Source organism: Streptomyces sp. NPDC055189, assembly GCF_053606765.1.
Genome location: NZ_JBSGSG010000005.1, coordinates 1 through 24,706, shown reverse-complemented (window position 1 = coordinate 24,706; position 24,706 = coordinate 1). Strand labels below are relative to the sequence as shown.

The 24,706-nt window shown below is 70.2% G+C and carries 18 protein-coding genes; 11 read left to right on the top strand and 7 right to left on the bottom strand.

The window, feature by feature from the left end:
- Positions 1-121 precede the first annotated feature (121 nt).
- The 3 genes from ACWFR3_RS05490 (at position 122) to ACWFR3_RS05480 (ending at position 3,836) form a co-directional block, all read left to right on the top strand.
- A complete protein-coding gene (locus ACWFR3_RS05490; RefSeq protein ID WP_453733243.1) occupies positions 122-2,176 on the top strand; it encodes a transglycosylase domain-containing protein in 2,055 nt (684 codons plus the stop codon).
- Between the two features lie 75 nt (positions 2,177-2,251).
- Positions 2,252-2,860: a serine/arginine repetitive matrix protein 2 gene (locus ACWFR3_RS05485; protein WP_453733242.1), complete on the top strand. Its 609-nt coding sequence runs from the start codon at positions 2,252-2,254 to the stop codon at positions 2,858-2,860.
- 70 nt (positions 2,861-2,930) lie between these two features.
- Positions 2,931-3,836 carry a MerR family transcriptional regulator gene (locus ACWFR3_RS05480; RefSeq protein WP_453733241.1) on the top strand — a complete coding sequence of 302 codons (906 nt, stop codon included), beginning with the start codon at positions 2,931-2,933 and terminating at the stop codon, positions 3,834-3,836.
- 61 nt (positions 3,837-3,897) lie between these two features.
- On the opposite strand, the gene ACWFR3_RS05475 is transcribed toward ACWFR3_RS05480, so the two are convergent.
- Both ACWFR3_RS05475 and ACWFR3_RS05470 read right to left on the bottom strand, forming a co-directional pair.
- Complete coding sequence (locus ACWFR3_RS05475; RefSeq protein WP_453733240.1) at positions 3,898-5,757, bottom strand: MFS transporter; 1,860 nt, start codon at positions 5,755-5,757, stop codon at positions 3,898-3,900.
- Positions 5,758-6,009: 252 nt separating this feature from the next.
- Positions 6,010-8,859, bottom strand: coding sequence for a D-alanyl-D-alanine carboxypeptidase (locus tag ACWFR3_RS05470; RefSeq protein WP_453733239.1), 2,850 nt, complete (start codon positions 8,857-8,859; stop codon positions 6,010-6,012).
- A 144-nt stretch (positions 8,860-9,003) separates the two neighbouring features.
- Here ACWFR3_RS05470 and ACWFR3_RS05465 point away from each other — a divergent pair, with 144 nt between their 5' ends.
- The 3 genes from ACWFR3_RS05465 (at position 9,004) to ACWFR3_RS05455 (ending at position 11,467) form a co-directional block, all read left to right on the top strand.
- Positions 9,004-9,786: a GOLPH3/VPS74 family protein gene (locus ACWFR3_RS05465; protein WP_160505604.1), complete on the top strand. Its 783-nt coding sequence runs from the start codon at positions 9,004-9,006 to the stop codon at positions 9,784-9,786.
- 386 nt (positions 9,787-10,172) lie between these two features.
- Complete coding sequence (locus tag ACWFR3_RS05460) at positions 10,173-11,030, top strand: helix-turn-helix domain-containing protein (protein WP_363211805.1); 858 nt, start codon at positions 10,173-10,175, stop codon at positions 11,028-11,030.
- Positions 11,031-11,257: 227 nt separating this feature from the next.
- On the top strand, positions 11,258-11,467 hold the full coding sequence (locus ACWFR3_RS05455) for a DUF397 domain-containing protein (protein ID WP_453733238.1): 210 nt from the start codon (positions 11,258-11,260) through the stop codon (positions 11,465-11,467).
- 135 nt (positions 11,468-11,602) lie between these two features.
- Here ACWFR3_RS05455 and ACWFR3_RS05450 read toward each other — a convergent pair whose 3' ends face one another.
- Positions 11,603-12,466: a hypothetical protein gene (locus ACWFR3_RS05450; RefSeq protein ID WP_453733237.1), complete on the bottom strand. Its 864-nt coding sequence runs from the start codon at positions 12,464-12,466 to the stop codon at positions 11,603-11,605.
- 90 nt (positions 12,467-12,556) lie between these two features.
- Between ACWFR3_RS05450 and ACWFR3_RS05445 the strand changes: the two genes are divergently transcribed.
- The gene (locus ACWFR3_RS05445; RefSeq protein ID WP_453733236.1) at positions 12,557-13,345 is read left to right on the top strand and encodes an SDR family oxidoreductase; all 789 of its coding nucleotides are present in this window, start codon (positions 12,557-12,559) and stop codon (positions 13,343-13,345) included.
- 290 nt (positions 13,346-13,635) lie between these two features.
- The gene (locus tag ACWFR3_RS05440; protein WP_453733235.1) at positions 13,636-15,219 is read left to right on the top strand and encodes a sodium:solute symporter family protein; all 1,584 of its coding nucleotides are present in this window, start codon (positions 13,636-13,638) and stop codon (positions 15,217-15,219) included.
- Between the two features lie 79 nt (positions 15,220-15,298).
- Here ACWFR3_RS05440 and ACWFR3_RS05435 read toward each other — a convergent pair whose 3' ends face one another.
- Positions 15,299-16,417, bottom strand: a complete 1,119-nt coding sequence (locus ACWFR3_RS05435; protein ID WP_453733234.1) for an ADP-ribosylglycohydrolase family protein — start codon at positions 16,415-16,417, stop codon at positions 15,299-15,301.
- Positions 16,418-16,801: 384 nt separating this feature from the next.
- Between ACWFR3_RS05435 and ACWFR3_RS05430 the strand changes: the two genes are divergently transcribed.
- A complete protein-coding gene (locus ACWFR3_RS05430) occupies positions 16,802-18,202 on the top strand; it encodes an FG-GAP-like repeat-containing protein (RefSeq protein WP_453733233.1) in 1,401 nt (466 codons plus the stop codon).
- Positions 18,203-18,251: 49 nt separating this feature from the next.
- Here the strand turns inward: ACWFR3_RS05430 and ACWFR3_RS05425 are convergent, their stop codons facing one another.
- From ACWFR3_RS05425 to ACWFR3_RS05415, 3 genes are all read right to left on the bottom strand, one after another.
- On the bottom strand, positions 18,252-20,885 hold the full coding sequence (locus ACWFR3_RS05425) for a bifunctional FO biosynthesis protein CofGH (protein ID WP_453733232.1): 2,634 nt from the start codon (positions 20,883-20,885) through the stop codon (positions 18,252-18,254).
- A 36-nt stretch (positions 20,886-20,921) separates the two neighbouring features.
- Positions 20,922-21,794, bottom strand: a complete 873-nt coding sequence (locus ACWFR3_RS05420) for an LLM class F420-dependent oxidoreductase (RefSeq protein WP_453733231.1) — start codon at positions 21,792-21,794, stop codon at positions 20,922-20,924.
- A gap of 73 nt (positions 21,795-21,867) precedes the next feature.
- Complete coding sequence (locus tag ACWFR3_RS05415; protein ID WP_453733230.1) at positions 21,868-22,407, bottom strand: hypothetical protein; 540 nt, start codon at positions 22,405-22,407, stop codon at positions 21,868-21,870.
- A gap of 190 nt (positions 22,408-22,597) precedes the next feature.
- On the opposite strand from ACWFR3_RS05415, the gene ACWFR3_RS05410 reads away from it, so the two are divergent.
- Both ACWFR3_RS05410 and ACWFR3_RS05405 read left to right on the top strand, forming a co-directional pair.
- Positions 22,598-22,936: a hypothetical protein gene (locus tag ACWFR3_RS05410; protein ID WP_453733229.1), complete on the top strand. Its 339-nt coding sequence runs from the start codon at positions 22,598-22,600 to the stop codon at positions 22,934-22,936.
- Between the two features lie 130 nt (positions 22,937-23,066).
- Positions 23,067-24,608 carry a CehA/McbA family metallohydrolase gene (locus ACWFR3_RS05405; protein ID WP_453733228.1) on the top strand — a complete coding sequence of 514 codons (1,542 nt, stop codon included), beginning with the start codon at positions 23,067-23,069 and terminating at the stop codon, positions 24,606-24,608.
- Positions 24,609-24,706: the final 98 nt, after the last annotated feature.

Sequence of the window (24,706 nt, the reverse complement as noted above, 5' to 3'; positions counted from 1 at the left end):
GCACCCGCCCGGTCGTTGTTCCCGCCCCCGCCGGCTCCGCCCCCCGGCGCCCCGTCCTTGTTACGCCCCCCTAATACGCTCCCGGCCAACCCCCCGGCCCCGGCGCCCCCTCTCCCCCACCATGGGGACACACACTTTGGGGAAGCCGGTGCGGGGGCCCGGCCGCCGCCGCCGCCGCCCCCGCGCCCGCACGCCACGCCGCCGCCTCATCGACTACCCCCGCCACGGCAGACGCGGCATCCGCCGCTGGCTGCCGTCCTGGCGGCAGTGGGCAGGATCCCTCGGCCTCGGCGTCTGCGCCATCGTCTGCCTCTTCGCCGTCGTGTATCTCTCCGTCGACATCCCCGACGAGAACGCGGCCGCCCGGCGCGAGGCCAACGTCTACTACTGGGCCGACGGCACCCAGATGGTGAGCACCGGCGAGGTGAACCGGCAGAACGTCCGGCTCTCGGAGATACCCGATGCCGTCGAGAACGCCGTCATCGCAGCCGAGAACGACACCTTCTACAGCGACTCCGGCGTCTCGCCCAAGGGCCTGGCCCGCGCCGCCGTCAACATGGTCCGCGGCCAGGAGACGCAGGGCGGGTCCACCATCACCCAGCAGTACGTGAAGAACACCTACCTCTCCCAGGACCAGACGGTGACCCGGAAGGTCAAGGAGTTCGTCATCGCGTTGAAGGTGGACCAGCGCAAGACCAAGCAGGACATCCTCCAGGGGTACCTCAACACCAGCTGGTTCGGACGCGGCGCCTACGGCATCGAAGCCGCCGCCCACGCCTACTACGGGATCCCCGCCAAGGAACTCGACGCCGGTCAGGGCGCCGCCCTCGCCGCCCTCCTGAAGGGCGCCGAGCAGTACGACCCGTCCGCGAGCCGCGCCAATCACCGGCGCAGCGTGGCCCGTTGGAAGTGGATCCTCGACCGGCAGGTCAAGGCCGGGCTCATGAAGCCCGAAGCGCGCGCGAAGTTCACGACTTACCCCGAGCCCCACAAACAGTCCCGGGCCACCAGCCTGGGCGGGCAGACCGGCTATCTCGTCGACGCCGCCAACAAGTACATCAAGCAGCACACCTCCCTGACCGACAAGGACCTCGCCCTCGGCGGCTACAAGATCCACACCACCTTCGACAAGGAGAAGGTGCGGCGCCTGAGGTGCGCGGTCGAGCGCGTACTCGACCGCGACATCGACCCCGGGAAGCGTGCCGCCGACAAGGGCGTGCAGGTGGGCGCCGCCTCCGTACGACCGGACGACGGCGCCATCGTCGCCCTGTACGGAGGCGCCGACGCCACCAAGCACTTCACCAACAATGCCGACACCTCCGGCGTCCCCGTCGGGTCCGCCTTCAAGCCCTTCGTCCTTGCCGCCGCCCTTGAGCACGGCACTCGTGCATCGGCGGGGCGCGACGCCCCGTGGCAGACGGTGTCGGCCGAGAGCTTCTACGACGACGGCGGCCGGTTGCTGGGCCTAGCCGTGCCCACCGGGGTCACCGGGGGCACCACGCCCGCCACCCCCGGCGGCCGGCCCGACGACTCCCACCCCACCCTGCGCCAGGCCCTGGCGAAGAGCGGCAACGCCACCTACATGCGTCTAGGCAAGGATGTCGGGTGGGACCGGGTGCGGAGCACCGCCGTCGCCTCCGGGCTGCTCGAAGGGAGCATGGCGCGCCTGGAGAAGACCTTCCCCGTCGGTACGTCGACCCCCAGCGCGATCCGCATGGCCGGGGCCTACGGAACCTTCGTCAATCGCGGCCTGCAGCACGATCCCTACTCGGTGACCAAGGTCGTCAAGGACGACGTGACCGTCGACGGGCTCGCGCGGCCGGGTGCGCGGCGCGCCCTCGACCCGGACGTGGCCGACGAAACCGCCGACGCGATGCGGGGCGTCGGCATGTCCTCCGTCGAACGGCCGGTCGTCGCGGGGCGCACCGGCGACCAGGACCGCCTCCGGTCGGCCTGGTTCACCGCAACCACCGAGGACCTTTCGACCGCCGTGACGATGTTCCGCACCAGCCCCGACGAGCCGCAGCTGCTGCCCATGTCGGGCGTGGGCGGCGCCAAATCCCAGCACGGGAACGTCTTTCCGGTGCGGATCTGGCGGGATTACCTGAAGGAGGAGCTGAAGGGCGACCTGAAGGCGTACGCGAAGTACCCCGTCGCACACGGCAGTTCCCGCTAGCTCCGCCCGGGGTGCACCCCGGGCTCATCCTCAGGTCTCTTCCCCCGGCCCCCGGCCTGCTGCCATCGTTCCGATATGTATCCCTATGGGCCACCGCCCGGGCCGCCGCCCCGTATCGACGCGGGAGAACTGCGGCCCCGGCGGCGGTGGTTCGTCGTCGCGGGGCTCATCGCGGCCCTCTGTGTGGGCATCGGCATCGCGAGCTTCGTGATGACGCTGACCTCGACGGTGGACTCCGTCGACGACAGCGAGGCGTTCACCAGCGGGCAGTCCGTCACGCTGCGGATCGGCCCCGACGACGCCGCCGCCATCTACGTACGCAGCCCGTTCATCTCCCGCGCGCACTGCGAGGTGGTCTCCGCTCCCGCCGGCTCCGTACCGCGCGTGACCACGCCCGACAGCACGTTCACCGTGACCAAGGGCAGCGTCGAGTGGCAGCGGGTGTTCGTGCTCAAGGCGGACACCGCCGCGGACTACCGCGTGCAGTGCGACGACCCGCGCGGCGCCCTCACCTTCGCACCGGGCGACGACGCCGACTTCGCCTCCTTCGTCGGCGGCATAGTCGTGACCGTGGTCGTGCCGCTCCTCGGCCTCCTCGCGGGCGCCGGTATCGCGATCATCGTGGGGGTACGACGCGGCAGGCACCGCCGGTGGCTGGAGGCACAGGCGTACTACGGCCGTTGACCTTCCCCCAGGGGCAGAGCCCATCGTCCTGCGTGCCGGGCCGAGGGGCCCGGTGACGGAGGATGCCCCCATGGACGCGCACGCACCGCAGGGCCGGCAGCCGAACGACGAACCGCTGCTCACCATCGGCGAGTTCGCCGCCCGGGCACGGCTCTCGCCCAAGGCCCTGCGCCTGTACGACCGCCTCGGCCTGCTGACCCCCGCGTACGTCGACGGGTCCACCGGCTACCGCCACTACCGCGCGGCCCAGGTGGAGCACGCCCGCACCGTCGTCCTGCTGCGCCGTCTCGGCATGCCGCTCGCGGACATCGCCGCGACGGTACGGCTCGACGGCGAGGGAGCGGGGCAGGCGGTCGCCGCGTACTGGGCGGGCGTCGAGGAACGGCATGCGGAGCAGCGCACGCTCGTGGGGTACCTCCGTGGACGACTGTCCGGAAGAGGTTGTGAGATGTACGGGAAAGACTTCGAGATCAAGACCGTCGACGTGCCGGAGCAGTACGTGATCTGCGAGAGCAGGCACCTCCTTGCCGAGGAGCTGCCGGTCTGGATCGGCGCGTCGACGCAGCGCCTGGAGGAAGCGGCCGAGAGGGAGTGCGGTGGCGTCGCGGCGTCGCCGTTCGTCGTCTACCACTCCGAGGTGACCCAGGACAGCGACGGCCCCGCGGAGGCGTGCGTCCCGGTCAGGGACGCGGAGGCGGCGCGGGCGTGGGCGCAGAAGGCGGACGGCCGGCGTGGCACCGGCTTCCGGGTGGAGCCCGCACACCGGCTCGCCTACACCCGCATCACCAAGGCCCAGGTCTCCTATCCGCAGATCATCGGCGCGTTCGATGCGGTGGAGGCGTGGGTGGCCCGCGAAGGACTGCGGGTCGCGGGAGCGTGCCGCGAGATCTACTTCGTGGAGTGGGACTCGGCAGGGCCGGAAGATCAGGTGTGCGACGTGGCGTTCCCGGTGGCCCCGGCGGACGGGACGGCGTGAGCCGCTAGTGGTGTGAGCCGCCAGTGGCGTGCGGGCAGGGAAATCTCCCTGCCCGCATCTCCTAGCGCAGGCTCTCGCGCATCTCTTCCGGGCAGGCCGTGCCGCGCGGGAGCTGGTAGGGCGCGCCGAGGCGGTAGACACCGGGGCCCGGAGCGAGCAGCTCGGTCCACTTGTCGCCCTCGGCGTCCTCCTCGGCCTCCATCAGACAGCCGTTGACGTTGTCGAATTTCTTGGGCGCGTTCTCGTCGAGCTCCTGCTGCCGCTTGGACTCCTCGGTCTCCTTCGGACCCTCCACGCCCTTGCCCTCGGCGTCGACGATGCTGAGCCAGGGCGAGTAAGGGACGCGGATCAGGACGCGGCCCGCCTTCTTCACCTCGATCGTCATGCCGCCCGCCTCGGCACGGTCGACGACCGCGGGCGGATCGGCAAGCGGGGTCGGGTCGGTGACCTCGTACAGCTGCCAGTTGGAGTCGACCCACACCTGCTTCAGGTACGGCAGGCCCCGCTCGACCAGCTTGGCCTCGCGCTTGCCGCCGTCGCCGTCGGGCTCTCCGTTGGGCACCACGACGTAATGCACGGCCCAGCGCTGGAGCCACTCGTGGTAGTTCGCGGAGTTGAGGGTGTCGTCGTAGAAGAGGGGGTTGCGCTCCATGTCCGCCTGGCGGTTCCAGCCGCGGGCGAGGTTCACGTACGGGGAGAGCGCGGAGGCCTCGCGGTGGCTGCGCGCGGGGATGACCTCGACGCGGCCCTTCTCCGCGCCGACCTCCTGCAGCTCGTTGACGAGCGGCGCGAGCTCGCGCGTCCAGGAGGCGACGGGCGTGGTGTGCACCGCGTCGTCGCCCGCCTTGTAACCGACCCAGCCGACGAAGCCGACGAGCGCCACGACGACCACGTACCACTTGCGGGTCTTCGGTACGGCGAACGGCAGCGCCGCGAGCAGCGCGACGGCCGAGAAGGACATCGCGAGGCGGGTGATGTTGGAGCCGATCTGCGAGTTGATCAGCCAGACACCGAGCACGAAGGCGGCGTACACGACCGTCGTGATCCGTACGGTCTTCCACTCCTTCGGTACGGCGAAGTAGACGAACGCGGAGTAGAGCAGCGGCAGCGAGGCCGATCCGAACGACATCGGCTGCGTGCCGGAGAAGGGGAAGAGCCAGGCGGAGATGCCCACGACGACGGCGGGCGCGAGGCCGAGCGCGTACGCGCCGGGGTAGCGCTTGCTGAGGAACAGGGCGACGGCGACCATGCCCACGAAGAGCCCGGCCACCGGGCTTCCCATCGTGGCGAGGGCGGCGAAGGGCGCCGCCACCAGGGCCTTCGCCCACCGCTTGTAGCGCCAGCGGTAGGGCCAGCAGAAGACGGCGGCGACCGCCATCAGCGCGAACATCTGCCCGAGGCCGTACGTCACGCGGCCCGACACCGCGTTGCAGAACAGCGCGAAGACACCCGCCATCGCGGGCCACAGGGGCTGCTTCACCGCGCGGCTGCGGACCAGGATCATCGTGAGCATCGCCGCGGAGATCGTCCCGGCGATCATCATCGTGGTCCGGACGCCGAGCACCGACATCAGATACGGCGAGACGACGCTGTACGACACCGGGTGCATCCCGCCGTACCAGGCGAGGTTGTACGCGGAGTCGGGGTGCCGTCCGACGAACTCGGCCCAGGCGTCCTGCGCGGCGAGGTCTCCGCCGCTGTTGGCGAAGATGAAGAACCACAGGATGTGCAGGACGGCCGCGGTGCCGGTCGCGATGGTCACGGGGTGGAGCAGGAACCGCTTCCAGGCGGGCGCCTCTTCGGGTTCCACGGGGGCGCTGCGCTGGGCGGGCAGCTTTATTCGCGCCCCGGTGCGGGTGCCGCCACCGGTGCCGGAATCAGGATCGGCGTCGTCGGCTCGCGTCGGCTCCGCTGTGGCCACTTGCGGCACTCCCCGTGTCGTTCTGTCCGTCCGGGGGGCCGTGCCAGGAGGTCCGTCCCGGAACACCCCGTCACTCAGCCCCGGCATACTCCCCCGAACTTGTGACGCTAGCACGCACCGCCCGAAGGGTGCCGGGGGCGGTGGCCCCCTCCGGGCGGGTTCGGCCGAGCACGGCCAAAGCACGGGCGTGGGCGGCGGCTTGCGCCTCCGCCCACGCCTGCGTACTGCTGCTGTCTACCGCTGCCGCGGGTGTCAGCCGACGCGCGTGAGCTTGGCTCCGAAGCCCGGCTCTGCGAGGTCCTCCTGGAGCGCGACGGGCACCTCCACGGCGCCGTCCTTGCCGTCGCCGACGCTCAGCACGCCCACCTTGGTTCCGGCCTTCGCCGAGTGCGGGACCGTCTGACCGTCCGCGTCGTCGAGCTTCAGCTTCACGGTCAGGCCCGACCAGCCCGCGGCGGTGACGTCCTTGGTGGCGACGACCGGGGTCGTGCCGCCCAGGCCGTCGTCGACCTCGCCGACGACATCACCCTTCTTCACGATCTTCTTGGCCTTGAGCGCGTCCTGGCCGGCCTCGATGAGCTTGCGGGTGACCCCGGTGACCTCGTCGATGTTGGCCGTGCCGTTGTCCCCGTACTGGCCGAGGGCGGCACCGATGATCGTGCGGGTCTCGCCGCCGACCTTCTGCTCCGCGGCGAAGAGGATGTTGCCGCCCGCCGCGGTGGTGGTGCCGGTCTTGATGCCGATGGCGACCGTCGGGACGAGCCCGAAGAAGTTGTTCTGCTTGTCGCCGTTGAGGTCCTTGTAGCTGGGCTGGCGGGAGATCTCGTTGAAGACCGGGTCCTCCATCGCGGCCCGGCCCAGCTTCACGAGGTCCTCGGCGGTGGAGACGGTCGTCTTGTCGAGGCCGCTGGGGTCCGTGTAGTGGGTGTTCTTCATGCCGAGTTCCTTGGCCGTCTTGTTCATCTTCGCGACGAACTCGTCCTCGGAATCGCTCTTGCTGTCCCAGCGGGCGAGCAGCTTGGCGATGTTGTTCGCGGACGGCAGCATGACCGCCTGGAGCGCCTCGTACTGCCTGATCTTCTGGCCCTCGGAAACCTTGACGACCGACTCGTTCTCCGCCTTGCCCGTCTCGTAGTGCTTCTCCGCGGCGGCGTCGACCGGGATGTTCGGGCCGTTGTTGCCCGGCTTCAGCGGGTGGTCGCGCAGGACGAGGTAGACCGTCATGACCTTGGCGATGCTCGCGATCGGCACGGGCTTCTGGTCGCCGGACGTACCGAACGTCCCGATGCCGTTGACGTCCATCGCCGCCTGGCCCTCACCCGGCCACGGCATGGACGGCTTCGCGCCCTCGAAGGAGACGGTCTCCTTCGCGGTGAGCGTCAGGGTGGGCGTCGGCAGCGGGCGGACAGCCTGTACGACCGCAAAGACGATCACCAGAAGCAGCACCAGCGGCGTCCACACCTTGACTCGCCGCACGGTGGTGCGGACCCGGGTCTCGGGCGGCGGCGGGGTGTTGGTCAGCTCGGCGAGCAGGTCGAGCGGGGGTCGCGGAGGGAGCGGCTGCTGGGTGGTGCGCTCCGGGCCTACGTTGCCTTTTTCGGGCGTGGTCGCCTTGGCTGCGGGGGTCGCGGGGGCTGCGGGGGCTGCGGGGGTCGCCGGGGGCAGCGCGCCGCCGCGGGGCGGGGCGCTGTCCAGCGGCTTGAGCGCGACGAACTTGCTGGTGCGCTCGGCATCGCCCTCCGGCTTTGCAGCGGGCTTTGCATCAGGCTTTGCTTCAGGCTTCGCCTCAGCCTTGTCGGCGACCTTGCCCTCGGGCTTCTCGGCCCCTGGCTTGTGGTCGCCGATCTTGAGCATGGTGGTCGGCTGGTCGACGGCCTTGCCCTTCGGGGGCAGCGCCTTGAAAACGGCGGTGGCCTGGTCGACTCCGCCGGTGGGGGCCTTGTCGTCGTCGGCGGCTTCGGAGGCGTCGTCGGCCTTGTCGGAGGCGTCCTCGTCCTCGGCGTCGGCGCCCTTCGAGGGGTCCTCGCCGGCGGCGGGCTTGTCGGCACCGTCGGGGACGGCGTCCTCGGCACTGTCCGCCGCGTCACCCTCCCCGGAGGAGCCGTCCGCGCTGTCGGCCACAGCGGCGTCTGCGCTCCCGGAAGGGCCGTCCGCGCCCGCAGGCTCATCGGCCGCGCTGTCGGCGGCATCCGACGTGTCGACGCCCCCGGAGGACCCCTCCGCGCCCGCAGGCTCGCCCACGGCGCCACCGCTGCTGTCCACGGCGTCGGCTACGTCGGGGTCAGCGTCGGTGTCGGCCTTCTCGGAGGAACCCTCCGCGTCCGCGGATTCACCGGACGCGCTGTCGGTGCTGTCCGCCACGTCGGCTTCGCCGGAGTCGGTGCTGACGTCCCCGGAGGAACCATTCGCCCCCGCGGACCCGCCGGACGCGCTTTCGGCGCCGTCGGCGTCCCCGGAGGACCCCTCCGCGTCCGCAGGCTCATCAGCCGCACTGCCGGAACTGTCCGCGTCGTCGGCTTTGCCCGAGTCAGTGTCGGCGTCGGCGTCGGCCTCCCCGGAGGAACCCCCCGCGTCAGCGGGCTCTTCGGCCGCACTGCCGGTCGAAGCCTCAGCCTCGTCGGCAGCCGGGGCGTCGTCGCCGGAGGCAGCCGCCTCGCCGGGCGCAGGCGCCTTCTCCGCGCCCTCAGGAACCTCGTCGTCCGCCGTTGCCACCCACGCCGCCACAGCGGCCCGCAGCCGCGCGTCGCCGTTCTCCGCGCCCTTGGACCCGCTCCCGGCGCCCTTGGCGCCCTCAGCGGAGTCGCCGGAGCCCCCGGAGTCCTTGGAACCGGACGCCGCCGCGTCCTTCACCGCCTTCGTCGAGAAGACCGCCGTCGCCTGGTCCTCGCGCGCCGCGGGGACCTCGCGGGCCACCGCGAGGCGCGGGTCGCGTTCCTCCGGCGACTGCGCCGGAACGGACGGTTCTGACCCAGTCGGGTTCCCCGACGACTTCCGCTGCTTCGACCTGTCGGGGGTCTCGCCCGCCACCGATGCCTCCTCGTACGCCATGCCGCTCGCGTTGCCGTTGCGCCAAAACACGGCCGGACCCGCTGTCCGAACCATGTACCAGTGTCCTGTGTGGGGGCTTAACCCCCGTGGTAGACGAGAACGACATACCTACTGGTTCCCGTACTTACCGGTCACGCACTCTCGACAGACCAATGTGAGAGGGGTCACCCTGTCATTCATCCACGCGGGGAGGCATGGATGGGCAGGAGCCGCAGAACAATTCCGGAGGAGCTTCTGCTGCTCGCTTTGGACCCGGCCACGGGTACCACAGCGCAGCCGCAGTCGCTCGACCTCGGTCTGGCCGGAGCACAGCTAGTGGAGCTGGCGCTGGCCGGACGGATAGCCCCAGACGGGGATCGTATCGCCGTGGTGATGCCACGGCCGACCGGAGATCCGACTCTGGACTCCGCACTGGAACTGCTGCGCAGGCGCGGCAGCCCGGTTCGGGCAGTCCACTGGATTGGCGGGCCCCGACTGGGGCTGCGCCAGATTTACCTCGCGCACCTGGAGCGGTGCGGCATGGTGCATGCCGTTTCGGGCCAGATGTGCGGAGTGCTGCCGACGACTCGCTATCAAGCGACGGACACGGCAATCAGCCGGGACATCAGGTCCCGGCTGGACAGTGCGATCCGCACCGGCGTCCCGCCGGACCCGCGGACCGCGGCGCTCGCCGCGCTCGCTCACGCAGTGGGACTCGGCAAGCACCTCTACCCCGGCAACGAAGGGCGTTCATCGCGCTCCCGTCTCCGGGACCTGATCAGGCACGACCCGATGGGCGGCCTCGTGGCACACGCCGTGATGGACGTCCAGAACGGCGTGGCCGCTCAGCCGCGCCGCAGTCCGGCCCCAGCGGGTCCGGGCGGGCCGGGCGGACCAGGTGGACCTGGCGGTGGCCGACAGCCGGCCAGGACCGCTCCGGAACCCGGCGGGGTTCCGATGCAGCCGCGCCGCGGATCCATGGCACGTGCCGTGGCCCACTGAGGCAGGTCGCAACAGCAACTCCGCACCGCAGTTAAGGCAGCAAAAGCAGTAAAAGCAGTAAAAGAAACAGAGACCGACCGCAGCATCGGCAACAGCAACGCCGCACCGCAGTCCCCCAGACCCGGTACGGGAGCCGCTGGGCCGCGCGGGGCACTGGCACCGGGACGTCCGGACGACGACACCGGTACCGCCGCCCCGCGCGGCCGCACTTCTTGGCGCCGTGCAGCCGGGCCGCACCCTTCACAGCAGTCCTCACGTCCTTCTTCGCGTCGCAGTGCGCTCCGCACTTCACATCCGCTGTTTCCCAGCGGTGCGCGACACGTTGGTGGCACTCTGCTGAACAGCAGATACGCAAAGTAGAGGCATGTAGTCGGAGGTGCACGTCCGTGGCGTCCAACGTCAATCCCACCGTCAGGCGACGCCGGTTGGGCCAGGAGCTCCGCAGGCTCCGTGAGCTCAAGGGCATGACGGCCGAGGAGGTCGCCGAGCGCCTGCTGGTCTCGCAGTCGAAGATCAGCCGTCTCGAGAACGGCCGCCGTTCGATCAGCCAGCGCGACGTCCGCGATCTCTGCGGCGTCTACGAGGTCGAGGACCACCGCATCGTCGACTCCCTCATGCAGATGGCCAAGGACTCCCGCCAGCAGGGCTGGTGGCACTCCTTCGGCGACATCCCGTACAGCGTCTACATCGGTCTGGAGACGGACGCCGCGTCCCTGCGCGTGTACGACCCGCAGGTCGTCCCCGGACTGCTCCAGACCCGGGCCTACGCGGAGGCCCTCATCACCGGCGCGCTGCCGGAGACCACGCCGACGGACATCGAGAAGCGCGTCCAGGTCCGGGTCCGCCGACAGGAGCGCATCAACGCGCCGGAGAACCCGCTGCGCCTGTGGACCGTCCTGGACGAGTCCGCGCTGCGCCGCGTGGTCGGCTCCCGGCATCTGATGCGCGACCAGCTGGAGCACCTCGTGGAGCAGTCCCAACTGCCGCACGTGACCGTCCAGGTGATCCCGTTCGAGATGGGCGCGCACCCGGGCCTCAACGGCCAGTACGCGATTCTCGAATTCCCGGACGCCGCGGATTCCAGCGTGGTCTACATCGAGGGCGTCACGAGCGACCTCTATCTGGAGAAGGCGAACGACGTGCAGCAGTACAGCGTGATGTACGAGCATCTCCGGGCCCAGGCACTGAATGTGGATCAATCGCGCCAACTCATTGCAGACATCGCGAAAGAGTATGCAAGGTAGTGCATACACCGCACATCTGACGGCCCTCCGCGAAGAAGCGACGCACGGTACACCTAAGCCTCGGCGAGGCGGAAGACCCCACTGGAATATGCCATCCGGTCGAGTGAACGCTCCCTTCACTCGGCGATGTTGGCGAGTAGCGTCATTCACGCCATCAAGCAACATCAGTTGGCGCAACCGCTCTTGGCGGTGACCGAAACTCAACAACTGGGCGAACCGGAGTAACCATGGCAATTCATCAGGGCGCTACGAATACGTGGGTAAAGTCCTCGTATTCCACGGGAAACGGCGCATGCGTCGAGGTCAAGTCCCCCCTTTCCGCAGCGATTTCGGTGCGGGACTCAAAGGTCACCGAGGGGCCCGTCCTCGCCTTTCCCTCGGCGTCGTGGAGCGCGTTCGTCTCCGAGGTCGGCCGGGAGACGTCACACCTCGGCTGATACGCGTCCCGTTGCGCATCAGCACCACAGGATCAGCGAGAGATCAACAACCGCATAAGCAGAACCGATTGAGCCCTCTCGACTGGCCCGCCGTCCCGGCCGAGGGGGCTCGGCCCGTCCCGGATCCTCCAAGGGCTACCGCAGCTGATCGACGTACGTGTCGGTCCCCGGCACCGTGGGAATGAACGGCGCCACCAGCTCCACCCTCCCCAGCCCCGATTCCGCGACCGCGTCCGCCCGACCGGCGAAATGCTCCTGCCAGCACTCCCGCGGATCGGCCTGCAGGAACCACAGCAGCGTCAGCCGCGTGTCGACGCCCTCCACCTGCTTCACGTACGTCATGCGGTCCCCCGGCAGCGGAGTCGGCCGGAAGATCGTCACCATCGCGGCGGGCGACCCGGCGAGTGCGCGCGGCAGCTGCTTGGCCCGCAGCCACTCGAGCAGTTCCTCCCGCTGCTCGCCCGAATCGGCGTCCACGACTTCGAGCACCAGGCCCCGGTAGGGGTGGTCGAGCGCGTGGAAGTCGCGGGGCCCGGCCGCGCCGTCGCGGTAGACGGTGGCCTCGTGGTCCTGGAAGGCCGTGAACACGTGCGTGCGGTCCTGGTAGACGCGGCCGTCGCGGTTCAGGCGCTTGTTGATGCCGACGGTCCACTTCATGTGGTCGTCGTAGCGGCCCTCGGTGACCCAGTACGTGGAGAGGTAGCAGCCCGCGGTCACGGGCTGGGCGACCGCCGATTTCTCGGGGTATCGCAGGAGTTGCAGCTCCCGGGGAGCGACCCAGCGGCGGCCCGCGTACATCCAGGGCATCGCCATCGCGCCGGCGTAGTAGTGATCGTCCTCGTACCAGCGGTTGTACGCGTACTCGTGGCCCGGATGCGGTTCGACCATGGTGATCAGGGCGTGGCCCGGATGCACTCCGTACGGGCCGAGGGCGGCCAGCTCGCCGTAGACCTCACTGCGGGTGGCGTCGCGCGCGTTCTCGCGGGTGTCGTCACTCATGCCTCTCCCCTTCCTCCCTCTTCCTTCCTCCGGTGGTCGCCCATACTCTGACGCCCCGTCAGCAAAACTGCCAGAGTCGGGAGGCGCCCCATGCACTCGCTCCTCGAAGGAAAGACCGTCGTCGTCTCGGGAGTAGGTGCCGGTCTCGGCCATCAGGTGGCGGCCGCCGTCGTACGGGACGGAGGCCGCGCGGTCCTCGGGGCGCGCACGGAGGCGAACCTCGCCAAGTCGGCCGCGGAGATCGATCCCGAGGGGACGTGCACGGCCTACCGCCCGACCGACATCACCGACGAGTCCCAGTGCGAGGCCCTGGCCGAACTGGCGCGGGAGCGCTTCGGCGGGATCGACGCCGTGGTCCACGTGGCCGCCTGGGACAGCTACTTCGGAGGCGTACAGGACGCGGACTTCGCGACCTGGCAGCAGGTCATCGACGTCAATCTGCTCGGCACGCTGCGGATGACGCGGGCCTGTCTGCCCGCGCTGAAGGAACGCGGCGGCTCGGTGGTGTTCATCGGCACGCAGTCGGCCGTCGCGTCGCCCTCGCAGGTGCGGCAGGCGGCCTACGCGGCGTCGAAGGGCGCGCTGACCTCGGCGATGTACTCCCTGGCGCACGAGGTGGGGCCCGACCGGATCCGGGTCAACACGGTGCTGCCCGGCTGGATGTGGGGTCCGCCGGTCGAGGCGTACGTCCAGTTCACCGCGCACACCGAGGGGGTGCCGGAGGACGAGGTGCGGGGCCGCCTCGCGGAGCGGATGGCGCTGCCGGACCTCGCGACGGACGGGGACGTGGCGGACGCGGCGGTGTTCCTGGCGTCGGACAGGGCGCGGGCGATCACGGGGCAGTCGCTCCTGGTGAACGCGGGGGAGCTGATGCGGTAGGCACCGCGCCGCCGAACTGATCACGGCTGTACGGACCTTGGGTTCCGTACAGCCGTTTTGCGTGCTTTCGCGCTCTCCGGAGATCCCACGGCAGGATCAAGGATGTGAACGCAGGTCAGCAAACAGAACGATTTTACTCGCTCTTGACCTCACGGGCGGTTGTCCGCACCGTGCGCCCGAACCCACCATGAGCGGGCACTTCAAGGCCGCCCACGTCCCTTATGACACGAAACTGGCGAAGTGCACGGCATTTCAGCGCAGTTCACAAGGCGGACCCCTGGAGGGGGCACATGAACAGTCTCGACTGGGCCGTGCTCATCGGCTACTTCGGAATCATGGTCGCGATCGGCGTCTGGTCGCACAAGCGCGTGGACAACGTCAGCGACTTCTTCACCGCGGGCGGCAAGATGCCCTGGTGGCTGTCCGGCATCTCGCACCACATGTCCGGCTACAGCGCGGTGATGTTCACCGGGTACGCGGGCATCGCGTACACGTACGGCGTCACGTCCTTCATCACCTGGTCGTTCCCGATCGCGCTCGGCATCGCCATCGGCTCGAAGCTCTTCGCGCCCCGCATCAACCGGCTGCGCGGACGGCTGCACGTGGCATCGCCGCTCGAGTACCTCAAGAACCGCTACAACCTGAAGACCCAGCAGGCGCTCGCCTGGTCCGGGATGCTCCTGAAGATCGTGGACGTGGCCGCCAAGTGGGCCGCCATCTCCACGCTGCTCTCCGTCTTCACCGGTATCTCCATCAACCAGGGCATCCTGATCACCGGCGTGATCACCGCCATCTACTGCACCATCGGCGGTCTGTGGGCCGACGCACTGACCGAGCTCGGCCAGTTCATCATCCAGCTCCTGGCCGGTGTCGCGATGTTCGTGGCCGTGGTGGCCAAGCTCGGCGACCACGGCGGCTTCTTCGGGGTGTGGGACGAGCCCGAGCTGGCCGGACACGGGAAACCGCTGGTCGGGCCGTACGGAACGGTCTTCCTGCTGGCGTTCCTCTTCATCAAGCTCTTCGAGTACAACGGCGGCATGCTCAACCAGGCCCAGCGCTACATGGCCACGGCGACTCCCCGCGAGGCCGCGCGCTCGGCCCGGCTCTCCGCGATCCTGTGGCTGGTCTGGCCGGTCGTCCTCTTCTTCCCCATGTGGATGTCACCGCTCCTGGTCGACGCGAAGGCGCCCGACGGCTCCGACTCGTACGCCCTGATGACCGAACAGCTCTTGCCGCACGGCCTGTTGGGCCTGGTCATCGTCGGCTTCTTCTCCCACACGATGGCCATGTGCTCATCGGACGCCAACGCGATCGCTGCGGTGTTCACGCGGGACGTGGCGCCGGTGGTGTCCAAGGCGGCCAGGGGCTGGAACGACCGCAAGGGCCTGATCGCGGCGCGTCTGACCACCGTGATCTTCCTGGGCCTCTCGATGGCGGTGGCCACCCAGGTCAACTCGCCCACGTTCAAGGACATCATCACGGTCGTCATCAAGTGGGTGGCCGGTCTGATGGGTCCGATCGCGATCCCGATGATGCTGGGTCTGCTGCGTACGTTCCGCAAGTCGGGACCGACGGCCGCGCTCACCAGCTGGTCGATGGGTCTGCTCGCCTTCTGGCTGGTCAACTACCCGATCAACTGGGCCGTCGAGGGCGGGGTGCCCCTGGAGTACCAGGTCTCGATCCCGCTCGCGGTCTCGCTGGTCCTCTACATCCTGGTCGGCTACCTGAAGCCGGAGGACACTCCGGAGCGGGACGCGCTCATCGAGAAGATCAATACGGATGGGGATGGGGATGGCTCCGCCGGTTCAGCAGTTGTTCCGCCCCCGGCGGAGGATGCGGACGGTGTCGTGACCCCGCAGGAGCGGTTGCCGTAAATCACCGGCTTCGCCGAGTTCGTCCTCAAACGCCGGACGGGCTGATCACATCAGCCCGTCCGGTGTCGTCCTTCCCTCTTCACGCCCGCGGATACCGCGCCAACCACCCCGGCGACGAAACCGCAGGCCCGTGCAGTGCCGGACCCTGTGTCATCTCCATCGCGAAGTCGTCGGCCAGTTCGAGGATCGTCGCCCGGCCCTCCAGCTCGGTGAGCCAGCCCGGAGGCAGCGCGGTCTCGCCGTGCAGCGCGCCGAGGAGCGCACCGCACAAGCTGCCCGCGGCAGCCGACGCGCCCCCGTGGTTGACGGCGAGGCGCAGCCCGTGGCGGATGTCGTCGCCGACCAGGGCGCAGTAGACCGCCCCGGCGAGCACGCCCTCCGCCGAGCCGTCCCCCACCAGCTCCTCCACCCGTACGGGAGACGGCATCCCCTGCCGGACGGCCCCGAGCGCGTGCTTCAGGGCGTCCGTGACGGGCTGGTGGCCGGGGCGGGCGGCCAGCAGGGCGAGCGTCCGCTGGATGGCGCCGTCCAGGGACTCCCCGCGGGCGAGGCCGTGCACGAGGACGGTGTGCGCGCCGGCCGCGAGGTAGGCGGTGGGGTGGCCGTGCGTCTGTACCGCGCACTCCACGGCCAGCTGGAGCACCAGCTGCGGCTCCCAGCCGACCAGGAGCCCGAAGGGAGCGGACCGGGTGACGGCCTCCGCCCCCTTCTCCGCCGGATTCTTGGGGGCTTCGAGCGTCCCCATGGTGTCGTCCCCGAGCCCCACCAGGCAGGCACGGGCGGGCGAGCGGCGCGAGTAGAGCCACTCCTCGCGGGCCAGCCAGCCGTCCTCCTTGCGCCGCTCGTCGGGTCCCCAGTCCCTCTGGGTGGCCGACCAGCGCCGGTACGCGCGGTGCAGATCGGTGGGCGGATGCCAGGCGCCGGTGTCGCGGCGCACCTGGGCGCGTATGAGTCCGTCGACGGTGAAGAGGGTGAGCTGCGTGGCGGCGGTGACGGCGCCGCGCCTGCCGTGCGCGGGGGCGGGTTCGGTGAGCCCTTCGGCGCCGTGCGCCTCCCGTATCCCGTCGAGGCTCAGTGAGTCGACGGGGGCGCCCAGGGCGTCCCCGACGGCGGCGCCGAGGAGCGTGCCGCGGACCCGGCTGCGGAAGTCCTGCTGCTCGGTGCGGCCCCAGACTCCGGTGGCTGCTGCGGTGCTCATCGCACCTCCTCCCCTGCTCTCCCCTGCACTTCTGCGCAGCACTGTAATCGACCGGGAACAGTCGGTTCGGTGGCGAAGAGATATCTGAAGAGTCGCCCCTGAGATCACTTTTGACCGGCCTTCACGGGCTCTCTTTATCCGCCTTCAGAGGGATCGCGAAATGTCCATGGAATGGCCACATGGGGAGAGGTGTCCGGTCGTTTCGCCGATGAGTGAACTACGGCGGTTGGGGCGGGAGTTGTCCAATGGGAAACCCGGGACTTCGTAACGGAAATGTCCGGGCGTCGTAACGATGAACCTGCGGTGTACAACCGCTTGCCCCAGGCGCCTGTCTCCTCCTGTGTCACACCTTGTGTCACAGCAGTTTTCCCCACAGGAGGATCAGTGCGACGTTCACTCATAGCCGCAGTCGCCGTCACCGCGCTCGCGACGCCGTTCGCCCTCGTGGCCACGGCCGGTTCAGCCAGCGCCGCCCCCACCGCGGCCGCCAAGCCGGTGACCGACTTCAACCATGACGGATACGCCGACCTCGCCATCTCCGCCCCCGGTGGCACCGTCGACGGCGTGGCCGGCGCGGGCTACGTCTCCATCGTGTACGGCTCGGCGTCCGGCGCCGACACCGCGCACCCCAAGCAGATCGACCGCACCACCCCCGGCGTACCCGCCGACCCCGAGGAGAACGGCCGCTTCGGCACCTCCACCGCCGGCGACCTCGACGGTGACGGCTACACCGACCTCGTCGTGAACAACGGCAAGGTCGACGCCGTGGTCTGGGGTTCCGCCGCCGGCCTGACCAAGGGCGGCCCGCTGGTGGGCGATTACACGGACCAGCTGAAGGCCGGCGACTTCAACGGCGACGGCAAGACCGACCTCGTCACCAACAACCAGTCCAAGATGGAGGTGCGCTACGGCCCGTTCACCCGCGACGGGAAGCCCGCCTCCACCTCGTCCGTCGAGAACGGCGACGACGGCCCCCAGGACCTCATCGTGGGCGACGTGACCGGTGACGGCGCCGACGACCTCGTCACGGGCCACGCCATGGAGGAGATGCAGCACTCCTCGCGCCTGTGGAAGGGCACCAAGGACGGCCTCTCCAAGACGTCGACGGCGACCAAGAAGTTCACGACGAACGGCGTCATCGCCGACGTGAACAAGGACGGGTACGGCGACCTGGTGGCCCACGAGGTCGACGAGGTCTCCGAGACCCAGGTGTACGACGCGGGCGCGATCCGGGTCATCTACGGCTCCAAGGACGGCTTCTCCACCCGCACCGCGAAGATCGACCAGGACACCGCGGGCGTCCCGGGCGCCGGCGAGGCGGCGGAGATCAACGGTCCGGAGTACGGCGACCAGTTCGGTTACTCCATCACCGCGGGCGACGCCACCGGCGACGGTTACGCCGACATCGCGGTCGGCGTGCCCGGCGAGAACCTCGGCAACGTCGCGGACGCCGGTGCGGTCGTCCTGCTCAAGGGCGGCGCGAACGGCCTGACCGGCACCGGCGCCCAGGCCTTCAACCAGGACACGGCGGCCGTCCCCGGCGTCTCGGAGAAGGGCGACTACTTCGGCGAGGAGGTCCAGCTCACCGACGTGAACAAGGACGGCCTCGCCGACCTGACCGTGGGCGTGCCGCAGGAAGACGGCACGACCAAGGACTCGGGCGCCGCCTGGCTGTTCCGTGGCGCCAAGACGGGCCTGACGACGACCGGCATCACGTCGTTCAGCCCGTCCTCCCTGGGCACCCCGGAGGCAGGAGCCCGCTTCGGCTCCAGGATCACCCGCTGACCCCTGCCCCTGCGGACTCCGGCCAGGGGCTCCTGACCCCCGAGAGCCCCTAGTCGAGAACCGGCAGCAGTTCCGGGAGGTGGCCGTCCGAAGCGGCGGCCGCCTCCTGGCGCTCCCGGGGCACCTCTCCGTACAGCGTCGTCCGTGGTTTCGCCGGACGCCCGGCCTCGTCCGCGATCGCGACGAGGTCCTTGACCGAGCGGTACGAGCCGTAACTGGAGCCCGCCATCCGGGAGATGGTCTCCTCCATCAGCGTGCCGCCCAGGTCGTTCGCCCCCGAGCGCAGCATCTCCGCCGCCCCCTCCGTGCCCAGCTTCACCCAGCTGGTCTGGATGTTCGGGATGTGCGGGTGGAGCAGGAGCCGCGCCATCGCGACCACCGCGCGGTTGTCCCGCGTCGTCGGTCCCGGGCGCGCGATGCCCGCCAGGTACACCGGGGCGTTCGTGTGGATGAAGGGCAGCGTCACGAACTCCGTGAAGCCCTCCACACCCTTGGACAGCGCGTCCTGCTGCATCTTGGCGAGGGTGCGGAAGTGCCCGAGCCAGTGCCTGGGCTGGTCCACGTGCCCGTACATCATCGTGGACGACGAGCGGATGCCCAGCTCGTGGGCCGTGCTCACGACCTCGATCCAGGTGGCCGTGGGCAGCTTGCCCTTGGTCAGGACCCAGCGCACCTCGTCGTCGAGGATCTCCGCCGCCGTGCCGGGAATCGAGTCCAGGCCCGCTTCCTTCGCCGCGCTGAGCCAGTCCCGTATCGACAGACCGGTCCGTGTCGCGCCGTTCACGACCTCCATCGGCGAGAAGGCGTGCACGTGCATGCCCGGCACGCGCTCCTTCACGGCCCGCGCGATGTCGAAGTACGCGCTGCCGGGCAGGTCGGGGTGGATGCCGCCCTGCATGCACACCTCGGTGGCACCGACGTCCCACGCCTGCGCGGCACGGTCGGCGACCTGGTCAAGGGAGAGCGTGTACGCGTCCGCGTCGGTCCTGCGCTGGGCGAAGGCGCAGAAGCGGCAGCCGGTGTAGCAGACGTTCGTGAAGTTGATGTTCCGCGTGACGATGTACGTGACGTCGTCGCCGACCATCGTTTTGCGCAGGTCGTCAGCGATGCCGCACAGCGCGTCGAGCGCGGGCCCGTCCGCGTGCAGGAGCGCGAGCGCCTGCTCGTCCGTCAGGCGCGTCGGATCGTCGGCGGCCGTCTTGAGCGCCGCCCGCACATCACCGTCGATGCGGGACGGCACCATGCCGGGCGCGGCCTGCTCGCGCAGGGCCTCCCAGTCGCCGTACACCTCGTCGAAGTCGTCGCGCCGGTCGGACGTACGGCCCGTCGTGTCGATCGTGCGGTGCAGGTCGGTGCGGCCGGAGGAGGCCACGTACCCCTCGTCGGGCTCCTGCCAGGGCAGGCCTGCGGGGCGGGCATCGGGGTTCGCGAGGCCCGTCTCCGGGTCGACGAGGGCGCGCACGTGCGGGAGGAGACGGGGGTCGAGCCAGGGTTCGCCGCGCTCGATGAACTCCGGGTAGATCGTGAGGCGTTCACGCAGCTCGAAGCCCGCTTCGGCGGTCTTCTCGGCGAGTTCGTCGATGTGCGGCCAGGGCCGCTCCGGGTTCACGTGGTCGGGCGTGAGGGGCGATACGCCGCCCCAGTCGTCGATGCCCGCGCCGATGAGCAGCGCGTACTCGGCGTCCACGAGGTTCGGCGGGGCCTGGATGCGGGCGCTGGGGCCCAGGATGTGCCGGGACACCGCGATGCACGCGGCCAGCTCCTCCAGCTCGGCGTCCGGCATGCCGCGCATGGCCGTGTCCGGCTTGGCGCGGAAGTTCTGGACGATGACTTCCTGGATGCCGTGGTACGAACGCTGCGTCGAGCGCAGCTTGAAGAGCGCGTCCGCCCGCTCCTCGTACGACTCGCCGATCCCGATGAGAACACCGGTGGTGAAGGGGACGTTCGAGCGTCCCGCGTCCTCAAGGACCCGCAGCCGCACGGCGGGCTCCTTGTCGGGCGAGCCGTAGTGCGGGCCGCCGGGCTCGCTCCACAGCCGGGTCGCCGTCGTCTCCAGCATCATGCCCATGGACGGCGCCACGGGCTTGAGCCGCTGGAGGTCGGTCCAGGTCATGACGCCCGGGTTGAGGTGCGGGAGCAGGCCCGTCTCCTCAAGGACGCGGATCGCCATCGCGCGGACGTAGGCGAGGGTGTCGTCGTAGCCCTCCGCCTCCAGCCACTCGCGCGCCTCGGGCCAGCGGTCCTCGGGCCGGTCGCCGAGCGTGAACAGGGCTTCCTTGCAGCCCATTTCGGCGCCGCGCCGCGCGATGTCGATGACCTCGTCGGGCGACAGGAACATCCCGTGCCCCTCGCGCCGCAGCTTGCCGGGGACGGTCACGAAGGTGCAGTAGTGGCACTTGTCCCTGCACAGCCGCGTCAGCGGGATGAAGACCTTCTTCGAGTACGTGATGACGCCCGGCCGTCCCGCCGCCGCGAGCCCCGCGTCACGCACCCGCGCGGCGGACGCGGCGAGGTCCTTCAGATCGTCGCCGCGCGCCTGGAGCAGCACGGCGGCCTCCGCGGTGTCGAGCGCGACGCCGTCCCTGGCGCGTTTGAGTGCGCGGCGCATGGCGTTGGCGGTGGGCCGTGCCGGCGCGGGGGTCGGCTCCTGGGGTGCTTTGTCCTGCGGCGCGCTGTTGGTCATGCGTCCGAGCATACGAGCGACCTCCCACAGAAACAGCTACAGGTCAGTGCTGGTTACGGGCCGGCCGTCCGGGGCAGGTGTGCGGGGCACGTATCGCTGGAACCCGTCGAGCGCGCGCAGCACCTCCGTCTCTCCGCGCGCCGGTAGCTGCACGATGACCTCGTCGATGCCTAGCTCTTCGTAGTGGGCGAGCTTGCCCTCGGTCGGCTCGACGGCGGAGAGCGCCACGTACAGGTCGCCGGGTTTCCGGCCCGCGTCGGCCCAGGCGGCACGGAGTGCGGGGAGCGCTTCGCGAAGACCGGCCCCGCCGATGGGCAGCCAGCCGTCCGCGTACTCCGCGATCCGCGCGAACAGCTTGGGGCCCGCCGCTCCCCCGATGAGCGTGCGGGGCGCACGCACCGGCTTCGGGTGGACCTCGCTGGCACGCACGCTCGCGAACTCGCCCTCGTACGCCGTCGGTCGCTCGGCCCACAGCGCCCGCATGACCGCCATCCGGTCCCGCACGAGCGCGTGCCGCGTGCGCCACTCGACGCCGTGGTCGGCGGCCTCCTCCCTGTTCCAGCCGAAGCCGATGCCGAGGGTGAGACGGCCGCCGCCGGAGAGGTGGTCGAGGGTCGCGATCTGCTTGGCGAGGTCGATGGGGTCGTGCTGTCCGACGAGCGTGATGTTCGTGCCGAGGCCAAGGCGGTCGGTGACGGCGGCGGCCTGGGCGAGGGCGACGAAGGGGTTGAGCATGCGGGCGCACTCGGGCGGGAGTTCACCGCCGGGGTAGGGGGTCTCGCGGGACACGGGGATGTGGGAATGCTCGGGGAGGTAGAGCCCCGCGAAGCCTCGCTGTTCCAGCTCGCGGGCCAGGCGGACAGGGGTGATGGTCTGGTCGGTGAGGTAGAGCGTGGCGGCAACGCGCATGTGGTGGCCTCCGGTCACGTCGTCGTACGCGGCCGTGTGATGCGCGCACGGCCTGCTCGTACGGGAGCGGGGCTCACTTACTAGCCGTCAGCGGCGCAGGAGTCCATGCCGGGCCCGTGTGTCCCTTCCGGCGCCGGTGGTACGCGACCGTGACCGCGACGAGCAGCGGGGCCCACACGACGAGCGGCGCGTAGCAGGCCACGAGCACCGCCTGCTTGACGGGGTGGTCCGTGACGCCGGACCCCAGGTCCGCGTACTGGGCGTAGGCGGACCAGCCCAGGAGCCCGAAGAGGCCGACCGCGCCCAGCAGCGCCGGAACCACGGCGGCGAGCGGCCGCACCTCGCGCCCGCCGAGCAGCGGTATCCACCCCGGCACCACTTCGCCCCAGCCCCGCACCAGGCCGAGGGTCAGCAGGGCGAGGCACTCGGCGACGACGCTGAGCCCGAGGACGTAGACGATCTCGGCCCAGTCACCGACGGGCTCGTCCGCCACCGGAAGCCCGGCGGCGAGGGCGACGCGCCACAGGCCGGAGGGGAGGGTGGCGAGGGGGACGGCGTGGGCGGCGATCACGGCCCAGCGGGGGACGTCCGGCAATGCGCTCATCTTCAACATGCGAGTCATGCTGTCCGCGGGGCCGGGGCCGTCACATCGACGTACGGGCCGATCGGCGCGCGCACGCCTCCGCCGCACGGGGGAGCGGGGGATACGACCGCCGCACGCGCCTAGGCGCGCGGCCCCGGGTGGCCTAGGATCCGCCGGAATCGACTGAATCGGCGCAATCGACGGAATCGGGGGATTCCTCATGCGACTTCGACTTCGACTTCGTTTCGCGACCGTACTGCTGCTGCTCGGGACGCTGCTGGGGGGTGCGGCTTCCGCGGGGGCGTACGCGGCCGCTCCAAGGGTCGTACCGGCTTCGGACACGGCTCCTGCTTCGACGACGTACGCGACAGGAGCCGTCACCGTCCGGACGGACACCAAGGCGGCGGACGAGTCCCAGTCCAAGCCCAAGAAGACGAAAAAGAAGAAGAAGTCCAAGGGCGGGGTCGGGCTGATCATCGGAATCATCGCCGTCATCGCGATCATCATCGTCGTCATGATCGCCGTCCGCCGCGTTCGCAAGGCCCGCGGCGGCCGCTGAAGCACGGCAGAGAGCGGCGCAGGCCCGACACCACCCGTAAGTCTGTCAATTGCCTTCCCTTGCGCCCGAGTTCACGGCTCAATACCAGGGTTGCCCTGCAGTCCCTTCCGACACCCCTGGGAGCCGACACATGTGCGAGGACGAACACCACCGGACCAGATCCGCCAACACGCCCCTCAACCGGCGCGGTCTGCTCGTGACGGGAGCCGCCGCCGCGCTTACGTTGAACAGCGTGAGCTTCGCGAGCGCCGCAGGGCGTGAATCCGGAAGTGGCGACGAGACCAAGGTGGTGCGCGGGACGCTGCCCACCGGGTCACCCGACTTCGTGTACCTCCCGGTCGAAGTCCCGGACGGGGTACGGGAGATCCACGTCGCGTACACCTACGAGAAGGTCACCGTCCCCGCGGGCACCCAGAACAACGCCCTGGACATCGGCGTCTTCGACCAGCGCGGCACGGCCCTCGGCGGCAAGGGCTTCCGGGGCTGGTCGGGCGGCGCGCGCACGGAGTTCTTCATCCGCGCCGACGAGGCCACCCCCGGCTACATCCCGGGCCCGGTCAAGGCGGGCACCTGGAACATCGCGCTCGGCCCGTACACCGTCGCCCCGCAGGGCCTGCCCTACGTGGTCACGATCACGCTCAAGTACGGGGAGCCCGGCAAGACGCCCAAGCCCGTCTATCCGCCGGAGCGGGCGAAGGGGCGTGGCCGCGCCTGGTACCGCGGCGACTGCCACCTGCACTCCTGGCACTCGGACGGCAGGCGCACCCCGGCCGAGATCGCGGCGCTCGCGCGGGCCGCGGGCCTGGACTTCATCAACTCCTCCGACCACAACACGCACTCCTCGCACGCCCACTGGGCGGCAGCGGCCGGCGACGACCTCCTGGTCATGCTGGGCGAGGAGGTCACCACGCGCAACGGCCACGTGGTCGCCCTCGGCACGGACCCGGGCACGTTCATCGACTGGCGCTACCGCGCCCGCGACAACCGCTTCGGCAAGTTCGCCCGCGAGGTCCGCGACGCGGGCGGCCTCGTCGTGCCCGCCCATCCGCACGGCACCTGCATCGGCTGCAACTGGAAGTTCGGCTTCGCGGAGGCGGACGCGGTGGAGGTGTGGAACGGCGCGTACACCCCGGACGACGAGGTGTCACTCGCCGAGTGGGACGGCACGCTGGTCGCGTCGGTGAGGGGCCGCAAGCCGTGGATCCCGGCCACGGGCAACAGCGACGCCCACCGCGACCCGGACCCCGTCGGCACCCCGCAGACGGTGGTCCTCGCGGAGTCCCTGACTCGCGACGCCATCCAGGCGGGCATCCGCGCGGGCCACAGCTATGTCGCCGAGAACAAGAACGTCGCGGTCAAGTTCACGGCCACCGGCGGCAAGGGCAAGCAGGCGGGTATCGGCGACCGTCTCTACGTCGAGCAGGACGCCCCGGTGAGTGTCCGTCTGGACGTGACGGGCGCCCCCGGCTGCACGATCCACTTCGTGACGGACCAGGGACCTCTCTTCACGGCCCCCGCGCTGCCCTCATCCGGTTCCGGGACGGCGGAGTGGCGGACGACGCCTTCGTACGCGGCGTACGTACGGGCCGAGGTCCGCCACGCGCCGGTGACGCCGGGCCTTCCCGGCCCGCTGGCCGCCTTCACGAACCCGATCTTCCTGGGCCGGAGCTAGCAGGCTGACGCGGGCCGTGACCGCCTGACCGCCGGTGGGGGCGGGCCGCGCAGTTCCCCGCGCCCCTGAGGCAGCGGCTTCGCCGCGCCTTTCAGGGG